Origin of the sequence: Paracoccus sp. PARArs4, from assembly GCF_947311865.1 — a bacterium.
Classification (GTDB): domain Bacteria; phylum Pseudomonadota; class Alphaproteobacteria; order Rhodobacterales; family Rhodobacteraceae; genus Paracoccus; species Paracoccus zeaxanthinifaciens.
Genome location: NZ_CAMZMW010000001.1, coordinates 187225 through 211993, shown reverse-complemented (window position 1 = coordinate 211993; position 24769 = coordinate 187225). Strand labels below are relative to the sequence as shown.

Genomic DNA, 24769 nt, shown 5'->3' with positions numbered 1-24769 from the left:
CGAAAGAGGGCCAAGATGGTTCGGATCCGCCTGACGAATACCCGCACACGCCGGAAAGAGGAGATGACGCCCATCGACGCGTCGAACGTGCGGCTGTATCTGTGTGGGCCGACCGTCTATGACCGCGCGCATCTGGGCAATGCCCGCCCCGTGCTGGTCTTCGATGTCCTGGTAAGGCTGCTGCGCCATGTTTATGGCGCTGATGCAGTGACTTACGTGCGGAACTTCACAGATGTCGATGACAAGATCAACGCCGAGGCGCAGCGCCGCAAGGCCGCCGGAAGCCCGCTGTCGCTGGAACAGCTGATCGCCGAGCGGACCGAGGAGACGGTCGGCTGGTATCACGACGACATGGACGCGATCGGGGCGGGGCGTCCCGACCACGAGCCGCGCGCGACCGCCTATGTCGGCCAGATGATCGAGATGATCTCCGACCTGATCGCCAAGGGGCACGCCTATGCCGCCGAGGGGCATGTGCTGTTCGACGTGCGGTCCTTCCCGGATTACGGCAAGCTGTCGGGGCGTTCGGTCGACGACATGATCGCGGGCGCGCGGGTCGAGGTCGCACCCTTCAAGCGCGATCCGATGGATTTCGTGCTGTGGAAGCCCTCGACCGACGATCTGCCGGGCTGGGACAGCCCCTGGGGGCGCGGGCGTCCGGGCTGGCACATCGAATGCTCGGCCATGTCGGCGGCGCTGCTGGGGCCCAGTTTCGACATCCATGGCGGCGGGATCGACCTGCAATTCCCGCACCACGAGAACGAGATCGCCCAGAGCTGCTGCGCCCATCCGCAGGCATCCTTCGCCAATATCTGGCTGCATAACGAAATGCTGCAGGTCGAGGGCAAGAAGATGTCGAAATCGCTCGGCAATTTCTTCACCGTGCGGGACCTGCTGGACAAGGGCGTGCCGGGCGAGGTGATCCGCTTCGTCATGCTGTCCACCCATTACCGCAAGCCGATGGACTGGACCGAGGCGAAGGCGCGGGAAGCTGACGCGACCTTGCGGCGGTGGCGTGGTCTCGTCGCGGGCATCGAACCCGCGACGAGCCCTGCGCCTGCCGTTCTGGAGGCGCTTGCCGACGACCTGAACACCGCAGGCGCGATTGCGGCGTTGCACGATCTGGCGGGGCAGGGCGATGCGCCCGCGCTTCTGGCCTCGGCGCGGATGCTGGGGCTGCTGCTGCCGGAGATGGGCGCCTGGACCGAGGCCGGCGACGATGCGGCGGCGCTGATCGACAGCCTGCTGACCGCCCGCGCCGAGGCCCGCAAGTCGCGCGATTTCGCCCGCGCAGACGCGATCCGTGACGGCTTTGCCGCCGTGGGCGTCGAGGTCAAGGATACGCCGCAGGGGCCGGAATGGTCGCTGTCGACGGGCTTCGACGCCGATGCGCTGGCGAAGCTGGCGGCGGATCTGGGCGCGTGACGCTGGAGGCCTGCACCGAGGCACTGCGCGAGCACGACCCCGACCGGTTCGGGGCCGTCCTTGCCGCGCAGCCGCAGGACCGTGCGGGTCTTCTGACGCTTTTCGCGCTGAACCTCGAGGTGGCGCGCGCGCCCTTCCAGTCGAACGAGCCGGGCCTGGCCGAGATCCGCCTGCAATGGTGGATCGACCGGCTGGAGGAGATGGGCTGCGGCACGCCCCCGCCGCTGCACGACGTTCTGACGCCGCTCTGGGATGCCTGGGGGCAGGGGGCGGGGGCGCTGTCCGGTCTGCCCGAAGCGCGGCGGCGCGATTGCGAGCGGCAGCCGCTGCGCGATGCGGATGCCGTCATCGCCTATGTCGACGCGACGGCAGGGCCGCTGATGGCCGCCGCCGCACGCCATTGCGGCACGCCCGAAGGCGCGATGGACATCGTGGCGCTTCAGGCGCGGGGGGCGGGACTTGCCGCATGGTTGCGCGCATTGCCCAAGCTGCAGGCAATGGGGCTGGGCCTGCCGCAGCCCGATCCCGATGCGGCGCGCGCGCTGGCGGGGACCGCGCGCGATGCGCTGCGGCTGGCCGCGCGCAGGCACCGCCGGATCAAGGGCCGCGCGGCGCCCGCGCTCTATCCCGGGCCGCGCGTGCCGCGCCTGCTGTCCGAGATCGCGTCGGGGCGCGTCGATCCCTTCGTCGAGACGCCCGGCATCTCGCCCTTCCAGCGGCGGGCCTCGCTTGCGCGGCTGGGGCTGACCGGGCGCTGGTGGCGCTGAGGCGCGCGAAAGAATCGCTTCACCTTGCACGATCCCTGTGGAAGGAATGAGAGGCGGAACAAGGACACCCCGGAAAGGATCGCGATGGCCAGAGCCAGATTCGACGCAGAGGCTCGGGCGGGCCTGACGCTGATTTCTCCGCCGTTCTTCTATGCGCTGGTGATCCTGGCCGCGCCGGTTCTGACGATCCTGACCTACAGCTTCCTGACCGACGGATACCTGGAGGTCCTGCGCGAGTTCACGCTGGACAACTACCGCGAGGTGCTGTCCGACCCGATCGTGCGGGTGGTGATGACGCGGTCGCTGGTCGTGGCGGGGATCGTGACCTTCGCGACCGTCGCGCTGGCCTTTCCCATCGCATATTATGTCAGCTTCATGGTCCGGCCCGAGCGCAAGGCGATGTGGCTGTTCCTGATCACGATCCCCTTCTGGACCAGCTACCTGATCCGGGTTTTCCTGTGGAAGGTGATCCTGGGCTATAACGGCGTGATCAACAGCAGCCTGACAGGGCTGGGCATCATCGACGAGCCGCTGACCTTCATCCTCTACAACGTCAATTCGATCGTGCTGACGCTGGCCCATGCCTATGCGCCCTTCGCGATCCTGCCGATCTTCGTCGCGCTGGAGAAGATCGACCGGTCCCTGCTGGAGGCCGGCCGCGACCTGGGCGAGAGCCGCGCGATGACCTTCTGGCGGGTGACGCTGCCCCTGACGATGCCGGGCGTGGTCGCGGCGTCGCTGATCGTCTTCATCCCGACCATCGGCGATTATGTCACCCCCGAGGTGATCGGCGGCGGCAAGATCCCGATGATCGCGAACATGATCCAGGTGCAGATGCTGGCGCTGGACAACCGACCCCTGGGGTCCGCGCTGGCGGTGACCGCGATGCTGGCGGTGGCGGTGATCAGCGTGATCTTCCTGTTCCTCAACCGCCGTTTCCTGAGGACGCGCCAATGAGCATCCATTCCAATGGCCGGGGGCTGCAGATCTATGCCGTGGCCTATCTGCTGTTCCTCTATGCGCCCATCGTGCTGCTGCCGCTGTTCGCGTTCAATTCGGGCACGATCATCGCCTTTCCGCTGCAGGGCTTCTCGTTGCAGTGGTTCGACGAGATGTGGGGCAATGCCACGCTGCGCCGCGCGCTGACGAATTCGCTGACCATCGCGGTCGCGTCATCCGTGCTGGCGACTTGCCTCGGGATCTTCGCGGCCCGCGCCTCGACCCGGTTCGAGTTTCCGATGAAGGGCGGCATCATGGGGTTGATCATGCTGCCCATGGTCCTGCCCGAGATCATCGTCGCCATGTCGCTTCTGGTCGTGCTGCTGGGCATGGGGGTGCAGTTGTCGCTGCTGACCGTGATCCTGGGCCACACGCTGATCGCCATGCCCTACGGCATCGCGATCCTGTCCACGGCCTTCTCCTCGCTGGATCGGTCACTGGAGGAGGCGGCCTATGACCTGGGCGAGACGAAGTGGAGCGCGTTCCGCCTGGTGACGCTGCCGCTGGTCATGCCGGGGATCATCAGCAGCCTGCTGATCTCCTTCACGATCAGCCTCGATGAATTCATCATCGCCTTCTTCCTTGCGGGCAACGAACCCACGCTGCCCACCTATATCTTCAGCCAGCTGCGGTTCCCGCGCGCGATTCCCGTGATCATGGCGCTTGGGACCGTGCTGGTGGTGCTGTCGATCGTCCTGCTGGCGATCGGCGAATATTTCCGCCGCCGGGGCAATGCCCGCATCGGCGGTTCCGCGACCGGAGGCCTGATGTGAACGACGCAGCCAAGACCATGATCGAATGCGATGGCGTCCAGAAATACTATGGCGACTATCACGCGCTGCGGGGCATTGACCTAAAGATCCGGGCGGGCGAGTTCTTCTCGCTGCTGGGGCCGTCGGGCTGCGGCAAGACCACGCTTCTGCGCACCATCGCGGGCTTCGAGGATATCGGCGAAGGGGCCGTGCTGATCGACGGCAAGCGGATGGAGGACGTGCCCGCGAACAAGCGGCCGACCAACATGGTCTTCCAGTCCTATGCGATCTTCCCGCATCTGACCGTGGCCGAGAACGTGGCCTTCGGTCTGCGCCGCGATCCGCGTTCCAAGGCCGAGAAGGCCGCCGCCGTTGACGAGGCGCTGGCGATGGTCGGCCTCAAGGGCTATGGCGCGCGGGCGGCCCATGCGCTGTCGGGCGGTCAGCGCCAGCGGATCGCGCTGGCCCGTGCGCTGATCCTGAAGCCCAAGGTACTGCTGCTGGACGAGCCGCTGTCGGCCCTGGACCGCAAGATGCGCGAACAGATGCAGGTGGAACTGATCAAGCTGCAGCGCCAGGTCGGCATCACCTTCGTCCTTGTGACCCACGACCAGGAAGAGGCGTTGGTCATGTCCGACCGCATCGCCGTCATGTTCGAGGGCGAGATCGCGCAGCTGGACGGTCCCGAGGCGCTCTATGCCCGGCCCGCCACGCGCCGGGTCGCGGATTTCATCGGGGTGATGAACTTCCTGCCCGCCAAGGTCCTGTCCGACATCGCGGGCAAGGTCGTGGTCGAGATCCCGGGCCTCGGGCAGGTCGAGCTGCCCGAAGCCCAGTGCAGCATGTCCAACCCCGACGATGACGGCCCGATGATTGGCTTCCGCCCCGAGACCATGACCATCGTCGCCGCGGGCCAGAGCCATACCCAACCCCGAGAGACCGAGGCCGTGATCGACGAGGTCGTCTATTACGGCGACATGACCTATTACGACCTGCGGCTGGACGGGCGGCAGCGTCCCGTGCGGATTTCGATGCGCAACGTCTTCGGTCGCGAGGTCCCCGAGGTCGGCACCCGCGTCCGCGTGGCATGGTCGCCGGGATCGCTGGTCCTGTTCCGCTAGGATCGGGGGGCCAGGTCCAGCCAGATGCCGTCGTGCGCGCGGATCGTCAGTCGCGCGACGGGTTCGGGGCGGCGTTCGGTCGTGCGCAGCCGGTGCGCCCCCGTGATCGCCGCCAGCATCACGACCCCTTCGACCATCGCCAGCGACGCGCCGGGACAGGCGCGCGGCCCGGCCGAGAATGGCAGATAGGCCTGCCTTGCGCTGGTCTTGCCCTCGGGCGTGTCCCACCGCGCGGGGTCGAATTCGTCGGGACGGTCCCACAGGCGCTGATGGCGGTGCAGATGCCAGGGCGACACGACCAGCTGCGCGCCCCTTGGCACGGCGCGGTCGCGGAAGATCTGGGGTGTCACCGCCTCTCGGGCGAACATCGCGACCGCGGGGTAAAGACGCAGCGCCTCGCGGAAGACCGCGCGCGTGGCCTTGAGGCGCGAGACGCTGGCGAAATCATCCGACAGAAGCGAGGCCTCGGCTGCGACACGGTCCTGCCATTCGGGATGCTCGGCCAGAAGCCACAGCGCCCAGGCCAGCACGGATGCGCTGGTCTCGTGCCCCGCAAGGAACAGGACGGCGACCTGGTCGACCATCTCGGGGGCGGTAAAGCGTTGGCCGGTCTGCGGGTCGGGGGTCGTCATGATCTTGGTCGCCAGATCGTCGGGCGCGGTGCCCGCGTCGAGCTCGCGCTGGCGTTCGGCCACCATTTCCGCGATCAGGCCCCGGATATGCCCCGCCGTGGCGCGCGTCCGACGCGAATGGGGGCGCGGCATCCAGCGCGGCAGGGGCAGCAGCGCGGCCAGGTTCACCAGCGGCTGGGCTTCCTGGTGGCGGCGGAACGCGTCGAAGACCTGCGCGGCGATGCCCTGTTCGACGGGCATCGAGAACAGGCTGCGAAAGATCACGTCGGCGGCTGCATGGGCGGCGTGCGGCTCGATGTCGACGCGGCCCGCGGGCAGCCGATCCGACGCCGCCCGCGCGGCCTGCAAGATGGCGGCAAAGCTTTCGCGGACGCGGCCGCCCTCGAATGCGGGGTCGATGATGCGGCGCTGGCGGGCCCAATCCTCGCCGTTGCTGATGAAGACGCCGTTGCCCAGCAGGGGGGCCAGACCTTCGCGCATGCGGTTCGATTTCGGGAAGTCTGCGGGACGGTCCTGCAGGATGATGCGCAGCAGCGCGGGATCGTTGCAGAAGAAGCTGTGGATCAGCGGGCTGCGGAACTCGGCCATCCACGCGTGATAGAGCCGTTCCGGCAATGCGCCCAGCAGGTCGCTGCGAAACCCGCGCATCAGGCGCAGCAGCGTCCCGCGACCCTCGGCCCCCCTGGGGCGGGGCGCGGTCACGGGCGCGCGCCCACGGGGCGGGTGATCAGCCCGGGCGAGGGTTTGCGCCCGGCGAAACGTTCCCCCAAGGGCAGCGGCCCCGCCGTGATCGCGAAGTAATCGTAATCCCCCGGCCTGTCGAAAGCGCAGAGATACTGGAAATGCAGCTTGAACCAGCGGTTCCGCAACCGCGCCAGCCGTTCGGGCGACAGCGTCTGCGTATAGGCCGCCGACACGACCAGCGGCCATTTCTGCCGGTCGTCGCCCATCCCGCAGACCGCCACCGGATCGCACAGCGCAAAGCAGCAGGCATCGCCCGGCGCTGTCACGTCCAGCCAGAAGATGCCGCTGGCCCGCGACAGGTATCCCAGATCGTCGCGCAGCCGGTCCGCATCGGGCAGGAAGGCCGCCATCGGGACGACATGCCCAAGCGTCATCAGCGACAGCGCCGGACGCGCGCGGGCGGGACGTTCTCGCAGCAGATCCGCCAGCAGCGATACCGCAAGATAGGCCCCCGAGCTGTGGCCGATGACCAGCACCTCGTCCAGGTCGTCGTCCAGCAGGTCCGACAGGCGCCTGCGGAACGCGGCCAGCCGATCCTCCAGCGCGGGGGGGTATGCGCCCTTCTGGACGGCGGTGAAGGCATAGTCGTGCATCAGGTAATAGGCGAACAGCCTGCCATCCAGCCGCCGCCCCAGCACCAGCACCCCCCAGAACGCGGCCAGCGCCGGGGGCAGGGCAAACCATCCGAGGGGCAGCGCCCAGGCGACCAGCCATGCCGCCAGCACCGCCACCAGCAATTGCGCCAGCAGCACCGCGAAGGGATAGAACGCCGCCAGCACCGGCCCCCGCCGCAGCCGCATCAGGCGCGGAACCGCGCCGCTGGCCATGTAGATCCAGAAGGTCCGCACCATCAGCCCGTAGGTGCCGAGGATCCCGCGCCCCATCGAGGCCTGGACGATGTCGGTCCATTGCAGCACCTCGAACGTGGCGGCGACCGGGCGGCCCTCGATTTCCGCATCGACGCTCCAGCCGAAATTCGGCCCCTGCCTTGCGCCCGACAGGTCGATCCGGTGCCCCGAGATGCGCGCCTGTTCGGCCCCCTCGCGGCGATAAAGCTCGCGGTAGCGGCGGGGCGGGATCGGGTCGAAGCCCGGCAGGTACAGGACGTGGCGGCGGAAGGGTCGGGTCATGCGGGCCTCTGATTCCATTGCCACAATAGGGGGGTGCCCGCTCAGGTTGAAGTCCAGCGGGCCTCTTGCGCCTGGATGGCCTCGATCCGCTTGGCGGCGGGCGGGTGGGACATGGCCCAGGCGGGCGGCGCGGCACGGGCACCGGTCAGGGTCTCCAGCTTGCGGAACAGCGATATCTGCGGGTCGGTCCCGATGCCCGACTTGATCAGCAGCGCCGCGGCAAAGCGGTCGGCCTCGAACTCGTCCTGCCGCGACAGGCGGGCGGCGATGGCGGTGGCCACGATATTGGCGACCCAGGCGCCAACCCCCGGCAGGACGCGCCCCAGGATCCCCGCCAGCAGCATCCGCACCGCGTTCTGCCCCGCGAAGTCGATCATCCGCCTGCGCGAATGGCCAAGGCTGACATGGCCCAGTTCATGGGCGATGACGCTGGCCAGTTCCTCGGGGGTGACCTCGCCCTGGTCCAGCTTGTCCATGAAACCGCGCGTCAGGAAGATGCGCCCGTCGGGTGCCGCAAGCCCGTTCACGGGCGCGACCTCGTGGATCAGCGCGCGGATCGGGGGCACACCCATCGCGCGGCTCATCCGGTCCATCAGCGGGGTCAGCCGCCCGTCCGACAGCGGGGTCGAGTAGCGGTTGAGCTCCTTGTGCAGACGCCACGCGGAAAAGAACCACATGGCAAGCACATAGAGCAGCATCAGGATGAGGGGCGTCAGCTTCAGCATGGCGTCAGGATGGCCCAAGCCCCGCGCGGATGGAAGCGTCTCAGCCCAAGGTGCGCATGGCCCGCGTCAATCCGTCCAGCGTCATGGGCAGCATCCGCCCTTCGAACAGCTGGCCGATCATGCCGATGGATTGGGTGTATCCCCAATGCGCCTCGGGGACGGGGTTCAGCCAGACATGGTCGGGGAAGGTCTCGGCCAGGCGGCGCAGCCAGACCTCGCCCGCCTCGGGGTTCCAATGCTCGTTCGCGCCACCCGGCACCGCGATCTCGTAGGGGGACATGGACGCGTCGCCCACCACGATGCACTTGTAGTCGCGCCCGAAGCGGTGAAGCACGTCCCAGGTCGGCATCTGTTCGTTCCAACGGCGGCGGTTGTCCGTCCACACGCCTTCATAGAGGCAGTTGTGGAAGTAGAAATGCTGCATGTGCTTGAACTCGGCCCGCGCGGCGCTGAACAGCTCGTCCACGACGCGGATATGGTCGTCCATGCTGCCGCCCACGTCCAGGAACAGCAGCACCTTGACCGCGTTGCGGCGTTCGGGCCGCGTCTGCACGTCGATATAGCCGTGATCGGCCGTGGCGCGGATCGTGGCGGGCAGGTCCAGCTCGTCCGAGGCGCCGTGGCGGGCCCATTGGCGCAACCGCTTCAGCGCGACCTTGATGTTGCGGGTGCCCAGTTCGACATTGTCGTCGAAGTCGCGGAATTCGCGCTTGTCCCAGACCTTGACGGCGCGGCGGTGGCCGCTTTCGTCCTGGCCGATCCGCACGCCCTCGGGGTTGTAGCCATAGGCCCCGAAGGGTGACGTCCCCGCCGTGCCAACCCACTTGTTGCCGCCCTGGTGGCGGCCCTGCTGTTCGGCCAGCCTCTCGCGCAGCTTGCGCATCAGCTCCTCGAAGCTGCCCGACCCCTCGATCGCGGCCTTCTCCTCGTCGCTCAGCAGCTTCTCGGCCAGCTTCTCCAGCCAGTCGCGGGGCAGGGCGCGTTCATCGACCAGCGCCTCGACGGGGATGTCCTGAAGGCCCGCGAAGGTTTCCGCGAAGGCCCGGTCGAAGCGGTCCAGATGGCGTTCGTCCTTGACCAGCGCCATCCGCGCGAAGTGATAGAAGCCGTCGACGGTCCAGCCCGCCACGCCCTTCGACATCCCCTCCAGCAGGTCCAGCCATTCCCGCAGCGATACCGGCACGCCCTGGCGGCGGAGGCTGTCGAGGAAGGGCAGGAACATCAGACCGACCTGTCGATGACGACCGTGGCAAGGACCCCCACCGCCGCCAGCGCGATGGCGTGGACGGCGGCATACTGGATCCGGTCGCGGGTGTCCCCGCCCAGCTTGCCCGCGCGGTGCCAGCCCAATGCGGCCCCGATGACGATGGCTGCGATGACGATCATGGCCTGTGCCCCCCTGCGGTCATGGATCCGTTGCAGATACCGCGCGGGCGGCATCGTCGCAACATGGCGCGCATCAGCCTGCCAGCATCGCGCGCATGGCGTGCCAGCTGGATTTCGGCGTCCGCTTCTGGGTCGCGTAATCGACATGGACCAGCCCGAAGCGCGGCCCGTATCCCCAGCCCCATTCGTAATTGTCCAGAAGCGACCAGTAGAAGAACCCGCGCAGGTTCACGCCCTGATCCATCGCAGCCTTCGCCGCGCGAAGGTGATCGCCGATGAAGGCCACGCGCGTCGGGTCCTGCGTCACGTCCGGGCCCGCGGCCTCGGCCATGCCGTTCTCGGTCACGAAGATGGGCAGATCGCCCACGTGATCGCGCTTCAGGCGGGTCAGGAACTCGGTCAGGCCCTCGGGGCGGATCTCCCAGTCCATCTGGGTCTTGGGCAGGGGGCCGGTCACGTCGCGGGCGGCGGGCCACAGCCCCGCGCCGGGGGCATGCAGCTTGCGGGTGTAATAATTCACCCCCAGCCAGTCGATCGGCTGGGCAATGGCGGACATGTCCTCTTCCCAGCCCGCAGGCATGTGGGGGCGCAGCCCCTCCAGCGCGGCCTCGGGATAGCCCTGTCCCATGACGGCGCGGATGAACCACTGGTTGTAGATGGCGTCCTGCACCTCGGCGGTGCGGGCGGCGGCGGGGGTGTCGTCGGCGGGGTGCGCGGTCTCGAAGTTCAGGACGATCCCGAGGTTCTTCGCCCCTTCCGCGCGCAGGGCGGACATGGCCTGCCCGTGGGCCAGCAGCACGTGGTGCATGGCATGACCCGCCGCGCGGATGTCGCGCAGGCCCGGCGCGTGATGGCCCAGGAAATGCGACAGCCAGGCGATGCACCACGGCTCGTTCAGGGTGGCCGCACCGGCGATCCTGTCGCCCAGCCGCGCATTCACCGCCACGCAGTAATCGGCAAAGAGGGCCGCGATGTCGCGGTTCTGCCAGCCGCCCTTGACCGCAAGAGCCGCGGGCAGTTCCCAGTGGTAATAGGTCAGATGCGGCTGCAGCCCGCGTTCCAGCATCCCGTCGACCAGCCGGTCGTAGAAATCCATCCCCTCGGGGTTCGGCGTCGCGCCGTCGGGCATCACCCGCGCCCAGCTGGTCGAGAAGCGATAGGCGCCCATTCCCGCATCGCGGATCAGGTCCAGATCCTCGGGCCAGCGGTTGTAATGGTCGCAGGCAATGCTGCCGTTGCTGTCATCCATGATGTTGCCCGGCGTGGCGGCAAAGCTGTCCCAGTGGGACGCGCCCGCATTGCCGTACGAGGACCCCTCGATCTGATAGGCCGAGGTGGCGGCGCCGAAGACGAAATCGGCGGGAAAGTCCGAGCGGGGTGGCAGCATGACGCCCTCCTTGATTGCGCCGGAATGCTGGCATGCTGCCACGCCATTTGAAAGGGGCCTCAGACGCGGATCTGACGCCAGGCGAAGGCCAGCACGAAACAGCCCGTCAGGATCACGATGATCGTGGGGGCGGGCGCGCTGTCCAGCCAGAAGCTGGCCCAGACCCCTGCCAGCGATGCGCCGACCGCGATGGCCGTGGCGACCGCCATCATCGCCTGCAGCCTGCGCGTCAGCAGGAAGGCGATGGCCCCCGGCGCGATCAGCAGCCCGATCGACAGGATGATGCCGACCGAGGACAGCATCGCCACCACCGATGCCGCGATCATCGCCAGCAGCCCGTAATGCAGCCAGCCCGTGCGCAGCCCCGACACGCGCGCCTGCACCGGATCGAAGGCCAGCAGCGCGAAGTCGCGCCATTTCAGTAGCAGGATCGCCGTCACCGCCACCGCGATGGGCACCGCCTGCGCGAAGTCCTGCGGCCCGATGCCAAGGATGTTGCCGAACAGGATGTGGTCCAGATGCACGTTGCTGGGGAACATCACGAACAGGATCAGGCCAAGCGCGAACATTCCGGCCATGACGACGCCCAGGGCCGTGTCGGACTTGATGCGGCTGTTGGCGTCCAGCCAGCCCGCGCCCGTCGCGCAGATCATCCCGGCGACGAAGGCGCCCGCCAGCAGCGGAAGCCCCAGGATATAGGCCAGCACGATGCCGGGGAACACGGCGTGGCTGATCCCGTCGCCCATCAGCGCCCAGCCCTTGAGGACGAGGAAGCAGCTGAGGATCGCCGCCGGGATCGCCACGATCACCGCGATCATGGCCGCATCGGCCATCACCGGGAAGCTGAAGGGAAGGGTCAGCCAGCTCATGTCCTGGCCCCCTCGACGGCGGCGCGGGCGCGCCTGCGCGATGCCAGCACGCCATGGGTCGGTGCGAAGGCGAAGGCCAGCAGGAACAGGATCGTCTGCAGCGCCACGATGATCCCGCCCGTCGCCCCGTCGATGAAGAAGCTGGCATAGGCCCCCACCGCCGAGGTCGTGCTGCCGATCGCGACCGAAATCGCGATCAGCCGCGGAAAGCGGTCCGTCAGCAGATAGGCCGTGGCCCCCGGCGTCACGACCAGCGCGATCACGAGGAACGCGCCCACGGTCTGCATCGCGGCCACGGTGGATGCAGCCAGCAGGGTGAAGAACAGCGCCTTCAGGCGGGTGGGGTGCAGGCCCACGGTGCGGGCGTGGCTCTCATCGAAGAAGACCACCATCAGGTCGCGCCATTTCAGCAGCAGGATCGCCAGCGAGACGCCCGAGATCAGCAGCAGCTGCACCACGTCGCCCGGCGCGATGGCCAGGATGTTGCCCATGGTGATCAGCTGCAGGTCCACCGCGACGGGGTTCAGCGACACGATGAACAGTCCGACCCCGAAGAAGCCGGTGAAGATCAGCCCGATGATGGCGTCCTGCTTCAGGCCCGTGCGGTTGTTCAGGAACAGCATGCTCAGCGCGGCCAGTCCGCCCGCAAGGAAGGCGCCGATCGCAAAGGGAAGCCCCAGCATGTAGGCGCCCGCGACGCCCGGGACGATGGAGTGGGACAGCGCGTCGCCGATCAGGCTCCAGCCCTTGAGCATCAAATAGGCCGACAGGAAGGCGCAGACCCCACCCACCAGCGCCGAGACCCAGATCGCCGTCGCCATGTAGCCGTATTCGAAGGGCGTCAGCAGCAGCTCCAGCATCACGCGCCGCCCCCGGTGCGGTGCTGGTCGTCATAGAAGATCAGCGGGCGTTCGTCATCGGTGAAGACATCCACCGCCCGGTGGTCGGGATCGTCGTGCAGGTCGCTTCCGCCCAGCATGAAGTGGCGCAGCACGCCGCCGAAGGCCTCGCGCAGGTTCTCGGGGGTGAAGGTCGTGGCGGTCGGGCCGGATGCCAGCACCGTGCCCTTCACCAGCACCACGCGGTCGCAATATTCGGGGACCGACCCCAGGTCGTGGGTCGATACCAGCATCACGCGCCCCTCGTCGCGCATCTGGCGCAGAAGGGCAATGATCGCCTGTTCGGTTTCCACGTCCACGCCGGTGAAGGGTTCGTCCAGCAGGATGACCTGCGCCTCTTGCGCCAGGGCGCGGGCCAGGAAGACGCGCTTCTTCTGGCCGCCCGACAGCTCGCCGATCTGGCGCTGGGCGAAATCGGTCATGCCGACGCGGGCCAGTGCCGATGCGACGGCCTGCCGGTCGGCCGCCCGCGCGCGGCGCAGAAAGCCCATATGCCCGTAGCGACCCATCATCACCACGTCCTGCACCAGCACCGGAAAGCTCCAGTCCACCTCCTCGGACTGCGGCACATAGGCCACGAGGTTGCGGGCCAGCGCCTGCCGCACCTCCAGCCCCATGATCGACACCCGCCCGGATGCATGGTGCAGCAGCCCCATCAGCGCCTTGAACAGGGTCGATTTCCCCGCGCCGTTCACCCCCACCAGCGCCGTCACCGATGCGCGCGGTACGGTGAAGGTCGCGTCGTGCAGCGCGCGGTGGCCGTTGCGATAGGCGACGGTAAGGCCCGCCGCCTCTATTCCGTGATCGCTCACTCGGAGATCCCTTCGATGATCGTCTCGGACGTGACGCGCAGCAGGTCCAGATATGTCGGGACCGGCCCGGACGCATCCGACAGGCTGTCGACATACAGAACGCCGCCATAGGCCGCCCCGGTTTCACGCGCGATGCGTTTTGCCGGGCGGTCGCTGACCGTGCTTTCCGAGAAGATCACCGGCGCGCCGTTCTCGCGCATGCTGTCGATCAGCGCGCGGACCTGCTGAGGCGTGCCCTGGCCATCGGAATTGATCGGCCACAGATACAGTTCGGACAGCCCGAAATCCCGCGCCAGATAGGAGAACGCCCCCTCGGACGAGACCAGCCAGCGGCGGTCCTCGGGCAGGGCGCGGGCCGCGTCGCGCAGCGGGCCGATCACCTCGGCGATCTGCGCCTTGTAGGTTTCGGCATTGGCGGCATAGGTCGCGGCGTTGTCCGGGTCCACCTCGGACAGGGCGGTCGCGATGTTGTCCACGTAGATCAGCGCGGAATCCAGCGCCATCCAGGCGTGGGGGTTCGGACGCCCGTCGTAATCGCCGCCGGTGATCGAGATGGGCTGGACCCCGTCCGACAGAACCGCGACCGGAACGTCGCCCGCGCGCGACAGGAACTGCTGCGTCCAGTCGTCCAGGTTCATGCCGTTCACGATGATCAGGTCGCTGTCGCTGATGGCGATCACGTCGCGGGGCGTGGGTTCGTATCCGTGGATCTCGGCGCCGGGGGGCGTGATCGAGTTCACCTCGGCCAGGTCGCCCGCGACGTTGCGGGCCATGTCGGCAAGGATGGTGAAGCTGGTCGCGACCTTCAGGTCGTCGGCATGGGCCGTCAGGGGCGACAGAAGAAGCAGGGCAGTCAGGGTGCGAAGCATGTCGTTGGACCTCCTGCGCCGAACCTTCTGCGAATCGTTCGCAACTGTCAACAGTTGAGAACCAGTTGCAACTGGCGCCGGTCCGGTGCATGCTGAAACCATGAGCAAGCCATTTCAGAACGATGCGCGGGCGGCCGCGCTGGAGGATGCGCTGCGGGCGGCGGGCGTGCGGGTCACGCGCCAGCGCGCGGCGCTGCTGGGGGTCATCGCCTCGGCCGAGGATCATCCCGACGCGGCCGAGCTGCATGCCCGTGCGGTCGCCGCGGGGGCGGGGGTGTCGCTGGCCACCGTCTATCGCACGCTGACGACGCTGCAGACCCAGGGCGTGATCGAGAAGCTGGAATTCCAGGGCGAACCCGCCCGGTGGGAAGCCGCCGACCAGTCCCATCACGACCACATGATCGACGTGGACAGCGGAGAGGTGATGGAGTTCCACAACGAACGCATCGAGCGTCTTCAGGCCGAGATCGCGGCCGAGATGGGATACGAGATCGTGCATCACAGGCTGGAACTCTATGTCCGGCGGCGTTGAGATGCAGGTCTTCGACAAGATCATCTCGGATCGCGGGTCGAAATACGCGGTCGCGGGCGGGCCGGTGACCGACAAGGCGGGCGTCGAGGCGCTGCTGGCCGAACTGAAGCGGACCAAGCGGTTCCAGAAGGCCACCCATCACAGCTGGGCCGCGATCCTGTCGGGCGAACCGGCCAAGGACGACGACGGCGAGGGCGGGGCGGGGATGCTGATCCTGCAGATGCTGGAACGCGCGGGCCTGACCGATCACGTCGTGATCGTCACGCGCTGGTATGGCGGCAAGCATCTGGGCGGCGACAGGTTCCGGCATGTCGCGGATGCCGTGCGCCACTACCTGGCGCAGACGGGGTTGGGCGAGGGCTGAGCGCCCCCGCCCGAAGCCTGCTTACGGCTTGAACATGATCTTGCCGTTGCGGCCCGCCGTCAGGCTGGCCTTCGCGGCCTCGCGCGGGTTCTCCAGCGCGAAATCGCCGCCCGAGGTCAGGACCAGCTTGCCGTTCAGGACCAGCCGGATCAGTTCGCCGAACATGCGCTGGCGATCCTCGGCGGGGGTCTGGGTCATGACGATGGCACCCCAGAAGCCCTTGACCGTGATGTGCTTGAAGATCAGCTGACCCGAGGACAGCGGCAGGGTCGGTTCGGCCATCGCGCCGAAGGTGACCAGCAGACCTTCGTGGCCCAGCAGTTCAACCAGATCGCCCGCGACCTGACCGCCCACGCTGTCGATCGCCGCGCGCGCGCCGTCATCGCCGACGATCGCCTTCGCCTTGGCGATCCAGTCCGGGTCGTCGGTCGAGACGACGTTCTGCAGGCCCGCCTCGGTCAGTTCCTTCACCGCGGCCTCGCGGCGGACAAGGTTCAGCAGCTTGACCCCGCGTTCGCGCGCCAGCACGTCCATGATGCGCCCGACCGCGCCGTTTGCGGCGGTCTGGACGACCCAGTCGCCTTCCTTGACGTTCAGGAATTCCAGCAGGGTGATGGTGCTGAAGGGCATGGCGATCAGCTGGGCGGCGGCCTCGTCCGACATCTCGTCGGGGACGGGGATCACGGCATCGGCGCGGCCGATCACGTATTCGGCCCATGCGCCCGGAATGCCCGCAGCGGCCACGCGGCGGCCCTTCAGGGCGGGATCGACCTCGGGGCCGACCTCCTCGACGATGCCGACGGCCTCGCTGCCGGCGGTGGCGGGCAGCTGGGGCTTCGTGCCGTAGGTGCCCCGGATCGTCCACAGGTCGTGGTTGTGGATCGGGGCCATGATGACCTTGATCAGCACTTCGCCGGCCTTGGGGGTGGGGCGGTCGATTTCGACCTGCTGCAGGACGTCCTGGGGTTCGCCGAACGTCTCGTGGCCTACGCTGCGCATGATTTGTCCTTTCGCTTCAATTGGTCCCGCCCGATGGCCGCTGCCGCCGGGCGGTGAATGAGGGAACATATGAAGGGCCGCGCCCACCCGCCAGTTCCATTCCGGTGAACACTGAATCCGCCATGCGCGGTCGATTGCCGGCGCGGCGGTCATTGACGGTCGGGCCGGGATCGGTCATGCCCGCGCCATGCTGCGCATCGATGACATCTCCTATTCCATCCAGGGCCGCCCGCTGTTCGAGCAGGCATCGGCCACCATTCCCGAAGGTCACAAGATCGGCCTCGTCGGTCCCAACGGGGCCGGCAAGACCACGCTGTTCAAGCTGATCAAGGGCGAACTGTCGCTGGACGGGGGCGAGATATCGCTGCCCTCGCGGGCCCGGATCGGGGGCGTGGCGCAGGAAAGCGCCGCGACCGGGATCTCGGTGCTGGACACGGTCCTGGCCGCCGACAAGGAACGCGCCGCCCTGATGGCCGAGGCCGAGCAGGCGACCGATCCGACCCGCATCGCCGAGGTGCAGACCCGCCTTGCCGATATCGACGCATGGTCCGCCGAGGCGCGGGCCGCGACGATCCTCGACGGGCTGGGCTTCTCGACCGCGGACCAGGCGCGGCCGACCAGCGATTTCAGCGGCGGCTGGCGGATGCGCGTCGCGCTGGCGGGGGTGCTGTTCGCCCAGCCCGACCTGCTGCTGCTGGACGAACCGACCAACTACCTGGATCTGGAAGGGGCGCTGTGGCTGGAAAGCTATCTGGCGCGGTACCCGCACACGGTCATCATCATCAGCCACGACCGCGGCCTTCTGAACCGCGCCGTCGGGCATATCCTGCATCTCGAGGCGAAGAAGCTGACGCTCTATACCGGCGGCTATGACAGCTTCACCAGGATGCGCGCCGAGAAGCGGGCCCTGCTGGCCGCCGAGGCCAAGAAGCAGGCCGACCGCCGCGCGCATCTGCAAAGCTTCGTGGACCGCTTCGGCGCGACCGCCAGCAAGGCGCGCCAGGCGCAGGCCCGCGTCAAGATGCTGGCCAAGATGGAGCCGATCACCGCCCCCGAAGAGGCCAAGTTCCACCGCTTCACCTTCCCCCAGCCCGAGGGGCTGTCCCCGCCCATCGTCGCGATGGAGGGCGTGTCCGTCGGCTATGGCGACCGCGCGGTCCTGCGCAAGCTGAACCTGCGCATCGACCAGGACGACCGCATCGCGCTGCTGGGCCGCAACGGTCAGGGCAAGTCCACGCTGTCGAAGCTGCTGGCCGAACGGCTGGGCACGATGGCGGGGCACATCACGCGTTCCACCAAGCTGCGCGTCGGCTATTTCGCCCAGCACCAGGTGGACGAGCTGCACCTGGACGAGACCCCGCTGGACCATATCCGCAGCCTGCGCCCGGACGAGGGGCAGGCCAAGCAGCGCGCGCGCCTTGCGGGCTTCGGCCTGATGGAGGCGCAGGCCGAGACCAAGGTCGGCCAGTTGTCGGGCGGCCAGAAGGCCCGCCTGTCGCTGCTGATCGCGACGATCGACGCGCCGCATCTGCTGATCCTGGACGAACCGACCAACCACCTGGACATCGAAAGCCGCGAGGCCCTGTCCGAGGCGCTGAACGACTATACCGGCGCGGTGGTGCTGGTCAGCCACGACATGCACCTGCTGGGGCTGGTGGCGGACCGGCTGTGGCTGGTCAAGGATGGCGACGTGGCCCCCTACGAGGGCGATCTGGACGATTACCGCCGCTTCCTGCTGACCGGCAGCAGCGCGCCCCCCGCCAAGGAACAGCCGAAAGCCGCGCCCAAGCGTGCCCCCCGCGACGAGCTGCTGAACCTGCGCGCCGAGGTTCGCCGCGCCGAGGAACGGGTCGGCAAGCTGACCGACATGCTGTCGAAGCTGGACGTGAAGCTGGCAGATCCGGCGCTCTACAACGACCCCTACGAGGCCGAGAAATGGGGCAAGAAGCACGCCGAGGCGCGGCAGGCCATGACCCGCGCCGAAGCCCTGTGGCTGGAGGCGCTGGAGAAGCTGGAGAAGGCCGAGGCCTGACCTGTTGCGAAAATGCGCCATGGCGCCCCTGCGGCGCCGTGGCTGTTGCCAGCGGGGCGGGGTGAAAGTTAGATGGTGCAAACCTCCTCGCACCTTCGGATTCGCCCCATGAAATACGTCCTCGCATTCGCCGTTCTTGCCGCCACGCCCGCATTCGCGCAGGATTTCGGCACGGGCGAGCGCGTCTTCTCGTTCGACCTGGGGCTGGGTGCGACCGTGGGGCCGGAATATCCCGGTTCGGACGAGGGCGAGGTGTCGCCCTGGGTCATCTGGCGCAATGCGGGCTTCGGCACTGGCACGGGCGGCACGAAGCAGGGCTTCTCGATCTCGCCGTCCTTCGGCACGGTGGGTGAACGCGACACCGCCGATTATCCCGAGCTGTCGGGCCTGAACGACATCGACCGCGCCTACGAGCTGGGCCTGCGCGTCAGCTATGGTGCGGGTCCGGTGACGGCCTATGGCAGCCTGCGTCGCGGCTTCGACGGCCACGAGGGGCTGACGGGCGAGGTCGGCGCGAAGTACCGCACCGAGCTGAGCGACCGCCTGACGCTGTGGTCGGGCGCCGAGCTGGTCTATGGCGACGACGAGTTCAACAACACCTATTTCGGCGTGACCGCAGCCGAAAGCGCCGCCAGCGGCCTGGCCGAGACCCAGCCGGGCGGTGGCCTGAACGAGGCCGCGATCAGCTTCGAGGCGAAATACGCCATGACGGAAAACACCGCCCTGCTGGGCGAGATCCGTTACGGCAAGCTGATCGGCGACGCCGCCGACAGCCCCGTCGTGCAAGAGGAATACCAGCCCTCGCTGCGCCTGGGCGTCACGCGCCGCTTCTCGTTCGGGTTCTGAGGCCGCGCCCGACCTTGCGTCGGGACTGAAGGGCGCCTCGATTTCTACGGAATGGTCGCAGCGATGCTGCGGCCATTCTTGTTTCGGATGGGGCATGTCGGTGCCCTGCCGAATTTCAGGACCGTCAGTTGTCCGAACCGCCCATCGCAGGGGCGGTCCGGCTCGATCTCAGACCTCGACCGGCGGGTTCGTGCCCTGCGGGATTGGGCAGGAATAGGGGAAGTCCGCCAGCAATTCCTGGTGCGCGGCCTTGGCACGCGCGATCAGGTCGGGGTCGGTCAGCGCCGCGCGGGCGGTCGATGCCATCACCTTGGCCGCGTGCAGCATGCCCTTGTGCGCGGCGGGCGCCTTCCCCTGCGCGGTCTGCTGCCAGCTGTGCAGCGCGGTTCCGATCGCGCAGGTCGCGACGCGTGCCTGAACCGTGGGGACGGCCCAGCTGACATCGCCCACATCGGTCGATCCCATGCCCCCCATGAAGGGGCGATCCAGCGGGGCGATGAAGTCGCACATCGTCTTGTCGTAATCGGGTTTCATCGCCAGCCGCTGGAAGGTGTCCGCGATATCGTCGCGGGTCAGCGTGCTGCGGATCCGCGAGCCGAACTCGTGGTCGGCCTCGTCGAAGGGAACGGGCCCCAAGGCCTCGAACTCGGCCTGCATGGCCTCGGATAGGGGGCGGTTTTCGGTCAGGTTCGACACGGCCGAGAAGACCTTCGAGGTGACCTTGGTGCCCGACATCAGCGCCGCACCGTCCGCGATGTTGCGGACGCGTTCGACAAGCGACTGAAGCCCGGCAAGGTCCGGGCTGCGGATCAGCTGACGCACGGTCGCCTTGGATTGAACCACGTTCGGGGCGATCCCGCCCGCATCCAGATAGGCGTAGTGAACACGCGCGGCGTCCGGCATGTGTTCGCGCATGTAATTGATGCCGATATTCATCAGCTCGACCGAATCCAACGCGGAACGACCCAGTTCGGGGGCGCCGGCGGCATGGGCCGCCTTGCCGTGGAAGGTGAAGTCGATGCGAGTATTGGCCAGCGAACGCATGTCGTCCACCGCGTTGAAGCTGGCAGGGTGCCAGGTGATCGCGATGTCCACGTCATCGAACTGACCGTCGCGCACCATGTAGGTCTTGGCGGCGCCGCCTTCCTCGGCGGGGCAGCCATAATAGCGGACGCGACCGGGCAGGCCCTCGGCCGCAAGCCAGTCCTTGACCGCCGTCGCCGCCGAGAGCGCGGCCGAGCCCAGCAGGTTATGCCCGCAGCCGTGTCCGAAACCGTGATCCGCGATCTGTTTCGGTTCAGCCAGCCCCGGTTCCTGCGACAGGCCGGGCAGCGCATCGTATTCGCCCAGGATGGCGATGACCGGGCCGCCTTCGCCCGCCTCGCCCATGACGGCGGTCGGGATGCCGGCGACATTGCGTGTCACGCGGAAACCCTGCGCCTCGAGCATCTCGGTATGGGCCGCGCAGGATTTCTTCTCGGTATAGGCCAGCTCGGGGGTGTCGAAGACCCTGTCGGCCAGCCCGGTGAACTCGGGGGCCTTTGCATCGACATGGGACCAGACGGGGTTGTCGTTACGCATTCTCTTCTCCGTTGTTTCCGGCACTTACGTCCGGTCGTTCAGGTGGCATGCCGACATGCGGCCGGGGGCGACCTGCCGCAGGGCAGGGACCTCGGACCGGCAGCGGTCATGCGCATGCGGACAGCGGGGGTGGAAATGGCACCCCTTGGGCGGGTTCAGTGGCGACGGGATCTCGCCCTTGATGGCGTGATAGGTCTTCTTGCCGGTCTCGAATGTGGGGATCTCGGAGACCAGCGCCTGGGTATAGGGGTGGTTCGGGCGGGCGATCAGATCCTCGGCCTCGCCCAGTTCGACAAGGCGGCCCAGATACATGACTGCGATCCGGTCCGAGATATGTTCGACCACGCCCAGATCGTGGCTGACAAACAGGTAGGTCAGGTCGAAATCCTGCCGCAGCTTGATGAACAGGTTCAGAACCTGCGCCTGGATCGACACGTCCAGAGCCGCCACGGATTCGTCGCAGACAAGGAACTCGGGGCGGACCGCCAGGGCGCGTGCAATCCCGATCCGCGCGCGCTGCCCGCCCGAGAACTGGTGCGGATACCGTTTGGCGGTGCTTGGATCGAGACCCACCTGACGCAGCGTGTCCTCGATGTAGCCGGCCAGTTCGCCACGCGGGACGATACCGTGAAACCGCGGCGCCTCGGACACGATGTCGCCCACGCGCATGCGCGGGTTCAGCGACGACATTGGGTCCTGGAACACCATCTGCATCCGCAGCGCGGCGTTCCGTGCATCGGCGCCTCGCAGGCCCGCGACATCCTGCCCGTGGAAGCGGATCTGGCCCGCACTGGGGTTCGTCAGGCCCGCGACCATCCGGCCGAGCGTCGACTTGCCGCAACCGGATTCGCCCACAAGGCCCAGCACCTCGCCCTTGCGGATGTCGAGGCTGACATCGTCGACGGCATGGACCGTGACCGGCGCGAGGTTGGCGCCCAGCTTGCGGGCCATCTTCTCGGCGATGTCGAGATCCTTGGTGAAGCGCTTCGACACGCCCTGAATCTGGATGATGGGTTCCTGTGTCACGGGGCATGCACCCTTTCGGCATCTTCATGGGGGTGGTGGCAGCGGATGCTGCGATCGTCGCCGGTCGGCGTCAGCGCCGGTTCTGATCGGCAGGCGGCATCGGCGCGCGGGCAGCGCGGGGCGAACTTGCAGCCCTCGGGAAGGTTCAGAAGCGACGGGGTCATGCCCTTGATCTGGCTCAGCATGCGGCCGTGCTGCTTGCCCTTCGGCACGCTGTCGATCAGTCCGCGCGTATAGGGGTGGCGCGGGCTGGCGATGACGCTGGCCGTCGGGCCTTCCTCGATGATGCGGCCCGCGTACATGACCGCCAGGCGGTCGGCCAGACCGGAGACCACGGCCAGGTCGTGCGTGATCCAGATCAGCGCCGTCCCCGACTGCGCACAGAGGCTCTGCACCTCGGACAGGATCTGCGCCTGGATGGTGACGTCCAGCGCGGTGGTTGGTTCGTCGGCGATGATCAGGTCGGGCTTGTGCAGAAGCGCGATCGCGATGGCCACGCGCTGCCGCATTCCCCCCGAGAAGTGGTGCGGATAGCTGCGCAGCCGCTCGTCGGGCGCCGAGATGCCCACTTGGACCAGCGCGGCGCGTGCACGGGCCAAGGCCACGGACCGGGGGACGCGTTCATGGGCCAGCACCGTCTCGACCATTTGGGTGTCGATGCGCAGGACCGGGTTCAGCGTCATCATCGGATCCTGAAAGATCATGGCGATCCGCTTGCCGCGCAGGCCGCGCAGCATCGGCTCGCCCCCGGCGACAAGGTCGTCGCCGTCGAAGACGATCCGGCCCCCGGCAATGCGGCCCGGCGGATCGACCAGTCCCAGGATCGAGAAGCCGGTGACCGACTTCCCCGATCCGCTTTCGCCGACGAGGCCCAGAATCTCGCCCCGGTCGAGCGAGAAGGTGACACCGTCCACGGCCTTGGCCACCCCGTCACGGGTGTGGAAATGGGTCTGAAGGTCGTTGATTTCCAGAAGCTTGCTCATTTCTGCAACCTCGGGTTCAGGACGTCGCGCAGGCGGTCGCCGACAAGGTTGATCGCGACGATGGTCACGACCAGCGCGATGCCGGGGAACAGGCTGATCCAGTAGCTGCCCGACAGGAGATAGTCGTAGCCGTTGGCGATCAGCAGCCCGAGCGACGGTTCGGTGATGGGAACGCCCACGCCGAGGAAGGACAGCGTCGCCTCCAGCGCGATGGCCTGCGCGATCTGGACGGTGGCGACCACGATCAGCGGCGGCACGCAGTTGGGCAGCAGGTGGCGGAACATGATGCGGCGGTCGGACAGCGCAAGGCAGCGCGCTGCATCGATGTAATCCTTGCGCCGCTCGACGATGGCCGAGCTGCGCACCGTCCGCGCGTAATAGGCCCATTGCACGATGACCAGCGCCAGGATCACCTTGTCCACGCCGCGCCCCAGCAGCGCCAGCAGGATCAGCGCGATCAGGATGGCGGGGAAGGACAGCTGCAGGTCGACGATCCGCATGATGAAGCTGTCGAGCCTGCCCCCGAAATAGGCGGCCGTGACGCCGACGATGGTTCCGATGGTGATTGCCAGCCCAAGCGAGACCGACGCCACCAGAAGGCTGATCCGGAGCCCGTAGAGGATGCCCGACAGCATGTCGCGGCCTTGGCGGTCCGTGCCAAGCCAATAGGTCTGACCGCTGCCGAAGCTGACCTCGCCCGGGGGAAGTGCGCTGTCCATGATGTCCAGCTGCGTCAGATCGTAGGGGTTCTGCGGCGCGATCCATGGGGCCGCGATGGCCAGTGCCGCGATCGCGACAAACAGGATCAGCCCGATGACGGCGACCGGGTCCTCCATGAACTGCTGCAGGATGCGGCGGGCGGGGCTGTCCACGCGGACCGGTGCGTTTGCAGTGGTCTGGCTCATCCCTTCATCTCCGACAGGCGGATGCGCGGATCCAGCAGCGAATAGATCACGTCGACCAGCAGGTTGATGGACACGATGATCAGCACCGTCAGCATGAGGTAGGCGACGATCACGGGCCGATCGAGCAGGTTGATGCTGTCGATCAGCAGCTTGCCCATACCGGGCCATGCGAAGACGGTCTCGGTCACGATCGCGAAGGCGACCATCGAGCCCAGCTCCAGCCCGATGATGGTGACGACGGGGATCATGATGTTCTTCAGGATATGGACCATCACCACGCGACGCCCCGAAAGGCCCTTGGCGCGGGCGAACTTGACATAGTCCTGCAGGCTGACCTCTCGCGTGTTGGCGCGGGCCAGTCGGATGATGAGCGACATCTTGAACAGCGCGAGATTGATCGCGGGCAAGATCAGATGGGTCAGCCCGTCCCAGGTCAGGAAGCTGACCTGAAGGCCCAGGAACTCGGTCGTTTCGCCGCGTCCGCCTGCGGGCAGCCAGCCCAGAAGGACCGCGAAGACCAGGATCAGCAGCATCCCCTGCCAGAAGTTCGGCAACGAGAAGCCAAGGATCGATCCGCCCATGATGGTGCGTCCGGCGACGCTGTCGGGGCGAAGCCCGGCCCAGACGCCAAGCGGGATGCCGATGGCGACCGACAGGAACAGCGCGACCAGCGCCAGCTCCATCGTCGCGGGCAGTCGTTCCATGATGATGTCCAGCGCCGGGCGGCCATAGACGAACGAGGTTCCCAGATCGCCCTGCAGGGCGTTCATAACGAAGATCCCGAACTGCTCATAGAGCGGGCGGTCGAGGCCCAGCCGCTGCATGGTCGCCGCGATCTCGGCCTGGGTGGCTTCGGGGTTGATGAGGACATCGACGGGGTTGCCGATGGCATATACGCCGGCAAAGACCAGAACTGCCATCGCCACGATGGCAAGCAGGCTCTGTCCCAGGCGGCGGACAAGATAGACGAGCATGTCGGGGGTC

At 67.5% G+C, this 24769-nt stretch carries 25 protein-coding genes; 9 read left to right on the top strand and 16 right to left on the bottom strand.

Going from position 1 to position 24769, the window contains the following annotated elements; translation table 11 throughout:
• The first annotated feature begins 15 nt into the window (after nt 1-15).
• The 5 genes from cysS to QMZ16_RS01085 all read left to right on the top strand — a co-directional run bounded on the left by cysS (nt 16) and on the right by QMZ16_RS01085 (nt 5064).
• Nucleotides 16-1425 (top strand): cysteine--tRNA ligase, encoded by a 1410-nt coding sequence (gene cysS, locus QMZ16_RS01105; RefSeq protein ID WP_282601776.1) that lies wholly within the window; start codon nt 16-18, stop codon nt 1423-1425.
• Nucleotides 1422-2192, top strand: coding sequence for a squalene/phytoene synthase family protein (locus QMZ16_RS01100; protein ID WP_282601775.1), 771 nt, complete (start codon nt 1422-1424; stop codon nt 2190-2192). The genes cysS and QMZ16_RS01100 overlap by 4 nt, the downstream gene beginning before the upstream one ends.
• Nucleotides 2193-2276: 84 nt before the next feature.
• Entirely contained in the window at nt 2277-3149 is an 873-nt protein-coding gene (locus tag QMZ16_RS01095) for an ABC transporter permease (RefSeq protein WP_022707502.1), read from the top strand.
• On the top strand, nt 3146-3964 hold the full coding sequence (locus QMZ16_RS01090; RefSeq protein ID WP_022707501.1) for an ABC transporter permease: 819 nt from the start codon (nt 3146-3148) through the stop codon (nt 3962-3964). The genes QMZ16_RS01095 and QMZ16_RS01090 overlap by 4 nt, the downstream gene beginning before the upstream one ends.
• Nucleotides 3961-5064, top strand: a complete 1104-nt coding sequence (locus QMZ16_RS01085) for an ABC transporter ATP-binding protein (protein WP_282601774.1) — start codon at nt 3961-3963, stop codon at nt 5062-5064. Before QMZ16_RS01090 ends, QMZ16_RS01085 begins: the two co-directional genes overlap by 4 nt.
• On the opposite strand, the gene QMZ16_RS01080 is transcribed toward QMZ16_RS01085, so the two are convergent.
• The 10 genes from QMZ16_RS01080 to QMZ16_RS01035 form a co-directional block, all read right to left on the bottom strand.
• A complete protein-coding gene (locus QMZ16_RS01080) occupies nt 5061-6398 on the bottom strand; it encodes a cytochrome P450 (RefSeq protein WP_282601773.1) in 1338 nt (445 codons plus the stop codon). The two genes, QMZ16_RS01085 and QMZ16_RS01080, sit on opposite strands and share 4 nt — an antisense overlap.
• Complete coding sequence (locus tag QMZ16_RS01075; RefSeq protein WP_282601772.1) at nt 6395-7570, bottom strand: hypothetical protein; 1176 nt, start codon at nt 7568-7570, stop codon at nt 6395-6397. Before QMZ16_RS01075 ends, QMZ16_RS01080 begins: the two co-directional genes overlap by 4 nt.
• Before the next feature lie 41 nt (nt 7571-7611).
• The gene (locus QMZ16_RS01070; RefSeq protein ID WP_282601771.1) at nt 7612-8295 is read right to left on the bottom strand and encodes a M48 family metallopeptidase; all 684 of its coding nucleotides are present in this window, start codon (nt 8293-8295) and stop codon (nt 7612-7614) included.
• Between the two features lie 40 nt (nt 8296-8335).
• Entirely contained in the window at nt 8336-9517 is a 1182-nt protein-coding gene (locus tag QMZ16_RS01065) for a VWA domain-containing protein (protein ID WP_282601770.1), read from the bottom strand.
• Nucleotides 9517-9681, bottom strand: a complete 165-nt coding sequence (locus tag QMZ16_RS01060; protein WP_282601769.1) for a hypothetical protein — start codon at nt 9679-9681, stop codon at nt 9517-9519. The genes QMZ16_RS01065 and QMZ16_RS01060 overlap by 1 nt, the downstream gene beginning before the upstream one ends.
• A gap of 73 nt (nt 9682-9754) precedes the next feature.
• Nucleotides 9755-11068 (bottom strand): GH1 family beta-glucosidase, encoded by a 1314-nt coding sequence (locus QMZ16_RS01055; protein WP_282601768.1) that lies wholly within the window; start codon nt 11066-11068, stop codon nt 9755-9757.
• A gap of 59 nt (nt 11069-11127) precedes the next feature.
• Nucleotides 11128-11937 carry a metal ABC transporter permease gene (locus QMZ16_RS01050; RefSeq protein WP_282601767.1) on the bottom strand — a complete coding sequence of 270 codons (810 nt, stop codon included), beginning with the start codon at nt 11935-11937 and terminating at the stop codon, nt 11128-11130.
• Nucleotides 11934-12797, bottom strand: coding sequence for a metal ABC transporter permease (locus tag QMZ16_RS01045; protein ID WP_282601766.1), 864 nt, complete (start codon nt 12795-12797; stop codon nt 11934-11936). The genes QMZ16_RS01050 and QMZ16_RS01045 overlap by 4 nt, the downstream gene beginning before the upstream one ends.
• Nucleotides 12797-13648: a manganese/iron ABC transporter ATP-binding protein gene (locus QMZ16_RS01040; protein WP_282601765.1), complete on the bottom strand. Its 852-nt coding sequence runs from the start codon at nt 13646-13648 to the stop codon at nt 12797-12799. Before QMZ16_RS01040 ends, QMZ16_RS01045 begins: the two co-directional genes overlap by 1 nt.
• A complete protein-coding gene (locus QMZ16_RS01035; RefSeq protein ID WP_282601764.1) occupies nt 13645-14517 on the bottom strand; it encodes a metal ABC transporter substrate-binding protein in 873 nt (290 codons plus the stop codon). Before QMZ16_RS01035 ends, QMZ16_RS01040 begins: the two co-directional genes overlap by 4 nt.
• Before the next feature lie 100 nt (nt 14518-14617).
• Here QMZ16_RS01035 and QMZ16_RS01030 point away from each other — a divergent pair, with 100 nt between their 5' ends.
• Nucleotides 14618-15049, top strand: a complete 432-nt coding sequence (locus tag QMZ16_RS01030; RefSeq protein WP_022707489.1) for a Fur family transcriptional regulator — start codon at nt 14618-14620, stop codon at nt 15047-15049.
• Between the two features lies 1 nt (nt 15050).
• Nucleotides 15051-15413 (top strand): YigZ family protein, encoded by a 363-nt coding sequence (locus QMZ16_RS01025; RefSeq protein WP_028725824.1) that lies wholly within the window; start codon nt 15051-15053, stop codon nt 15411-15413.
• A gap of 21 nt (nt 15414-15434) precedes the next feature.
• Here the strand turns inward: QMZ16_RS01025 and QMZ16_RS01020 are convergent, their stop codons facing one another.
• The gene (locus QMZ16_RS01020; protein WP_282601762.1) at nt 15435-16412 is read right to left on the bottom strand and encodes a zinc-binding dehydrogenase; all 978 of its coding nucleotides are present in this window, start codon (nt 16410-16412) and stop codon (nt 15435-15437) included.
• Nucleotides 16413-16599: 187 nt separating this feature from the next.
• Between QMZ16_RS01020 and QMZ16_RS01015 the strand changes: the two genes are divergently transcribed.
• Nucleotides 16600-18444 carry an ABC-F family ATP-binding cassette domain-containing protein gene (locus QMZ16_RS01015; RefSeq protein WP_282601761.1) on the top strand — a complete coding sequence of 615 codons (1845 nt, stop codon included), beginning with the start codon at nt 16600-16602 and terminating at the stop codon, nt 18442-18444.
• Between the two features lie 108 nt (nt 18445-18552).
• A complete protein-coding gene (locus tag QMZ16_RS01010) occupies nt 18553-19290 on the top strand; it encodes a MipA/OmpV family protein (protein WP_282601760.1) in 738 nt (245 codons plus the stop codon).
• A 168-nt stretch (nt 19291-19458) separates the two neighbouring features.
• On the opposite strand, the gene QMZ16_RS01005 is transcribed toward QMZ16_RS01010, so the two are convergent.
• The 5 genes from QMZ16_RS01005 to QMZ16_RS00985 are packed head-to-tail and all read right to left on the bottom strand — an operon-like array spanning nt 19459 to nt 24759.
• Complete coding sequence (locus QMZ16_RS01005) at nt 19459-20871, bottom strand: M20 family metallopeptidase (RefSeq protein WP_282601759.1); 1413 nt, start codon at nt 20869-20871, stop codon at nt 19459-19461.
• 24 nt (nt 20872-20895) lie between these two features.
• Entirely contained in the window at nt 20896-21897 is a 1002-nt protein-coding gene (locus tag QMZ16_RS01000) for an oligopeptide/dipeptide ABC transporter ATP-binding protein (protein WP_282601758.1), read from the bottom strand.
• Nucleotides 21894-22880 (bottom strand): ABC transporter ATP-binding protein, encoded by a 987-nt coding sequence (locus QMZ16_RS00995; protein ID WP_282601757.1) that lies wholly within the window; start codon nt 22878-22880, stop codon nt 21894-21896. The genes QMZ16_RS01000 and QMZ16_RS00995 overlap by 4 nt, the downstream gene beginning before the upstream one ends.
• Nucleotides 22877-23785 (bottom strand): ABC transporter permease, encoded by a 909-nt coding sequence (locus tag QMZ16_RS00990; protein ID WP_282601756.1) that lies wholly within the window; start codon nt 23783-23785, stop codon nt 22877-22879. Before QMZ16_RS00990 ends, QMZ16_RS00995 begins: the two co-directional genes overlap by 4 nt.
• The gene (locus QMZ16_RS00985; RefSeq protein WP_282601755.1) at nt 23782-24759 is read right to left on the bottom strand and encodes an ABC transporter permease; all 978 of its coding nucleotides are present in this window, start codon (nt 24757-24759) and stop codon (nt 23782-23784) included. Before QMZ16_RS00985 ends, QMZ16_RS00990 begins: the two co-directional genes overlap by 4 nt.
• Nucleotides 24760-24769 lie beyond the last annotated feature (10 nt).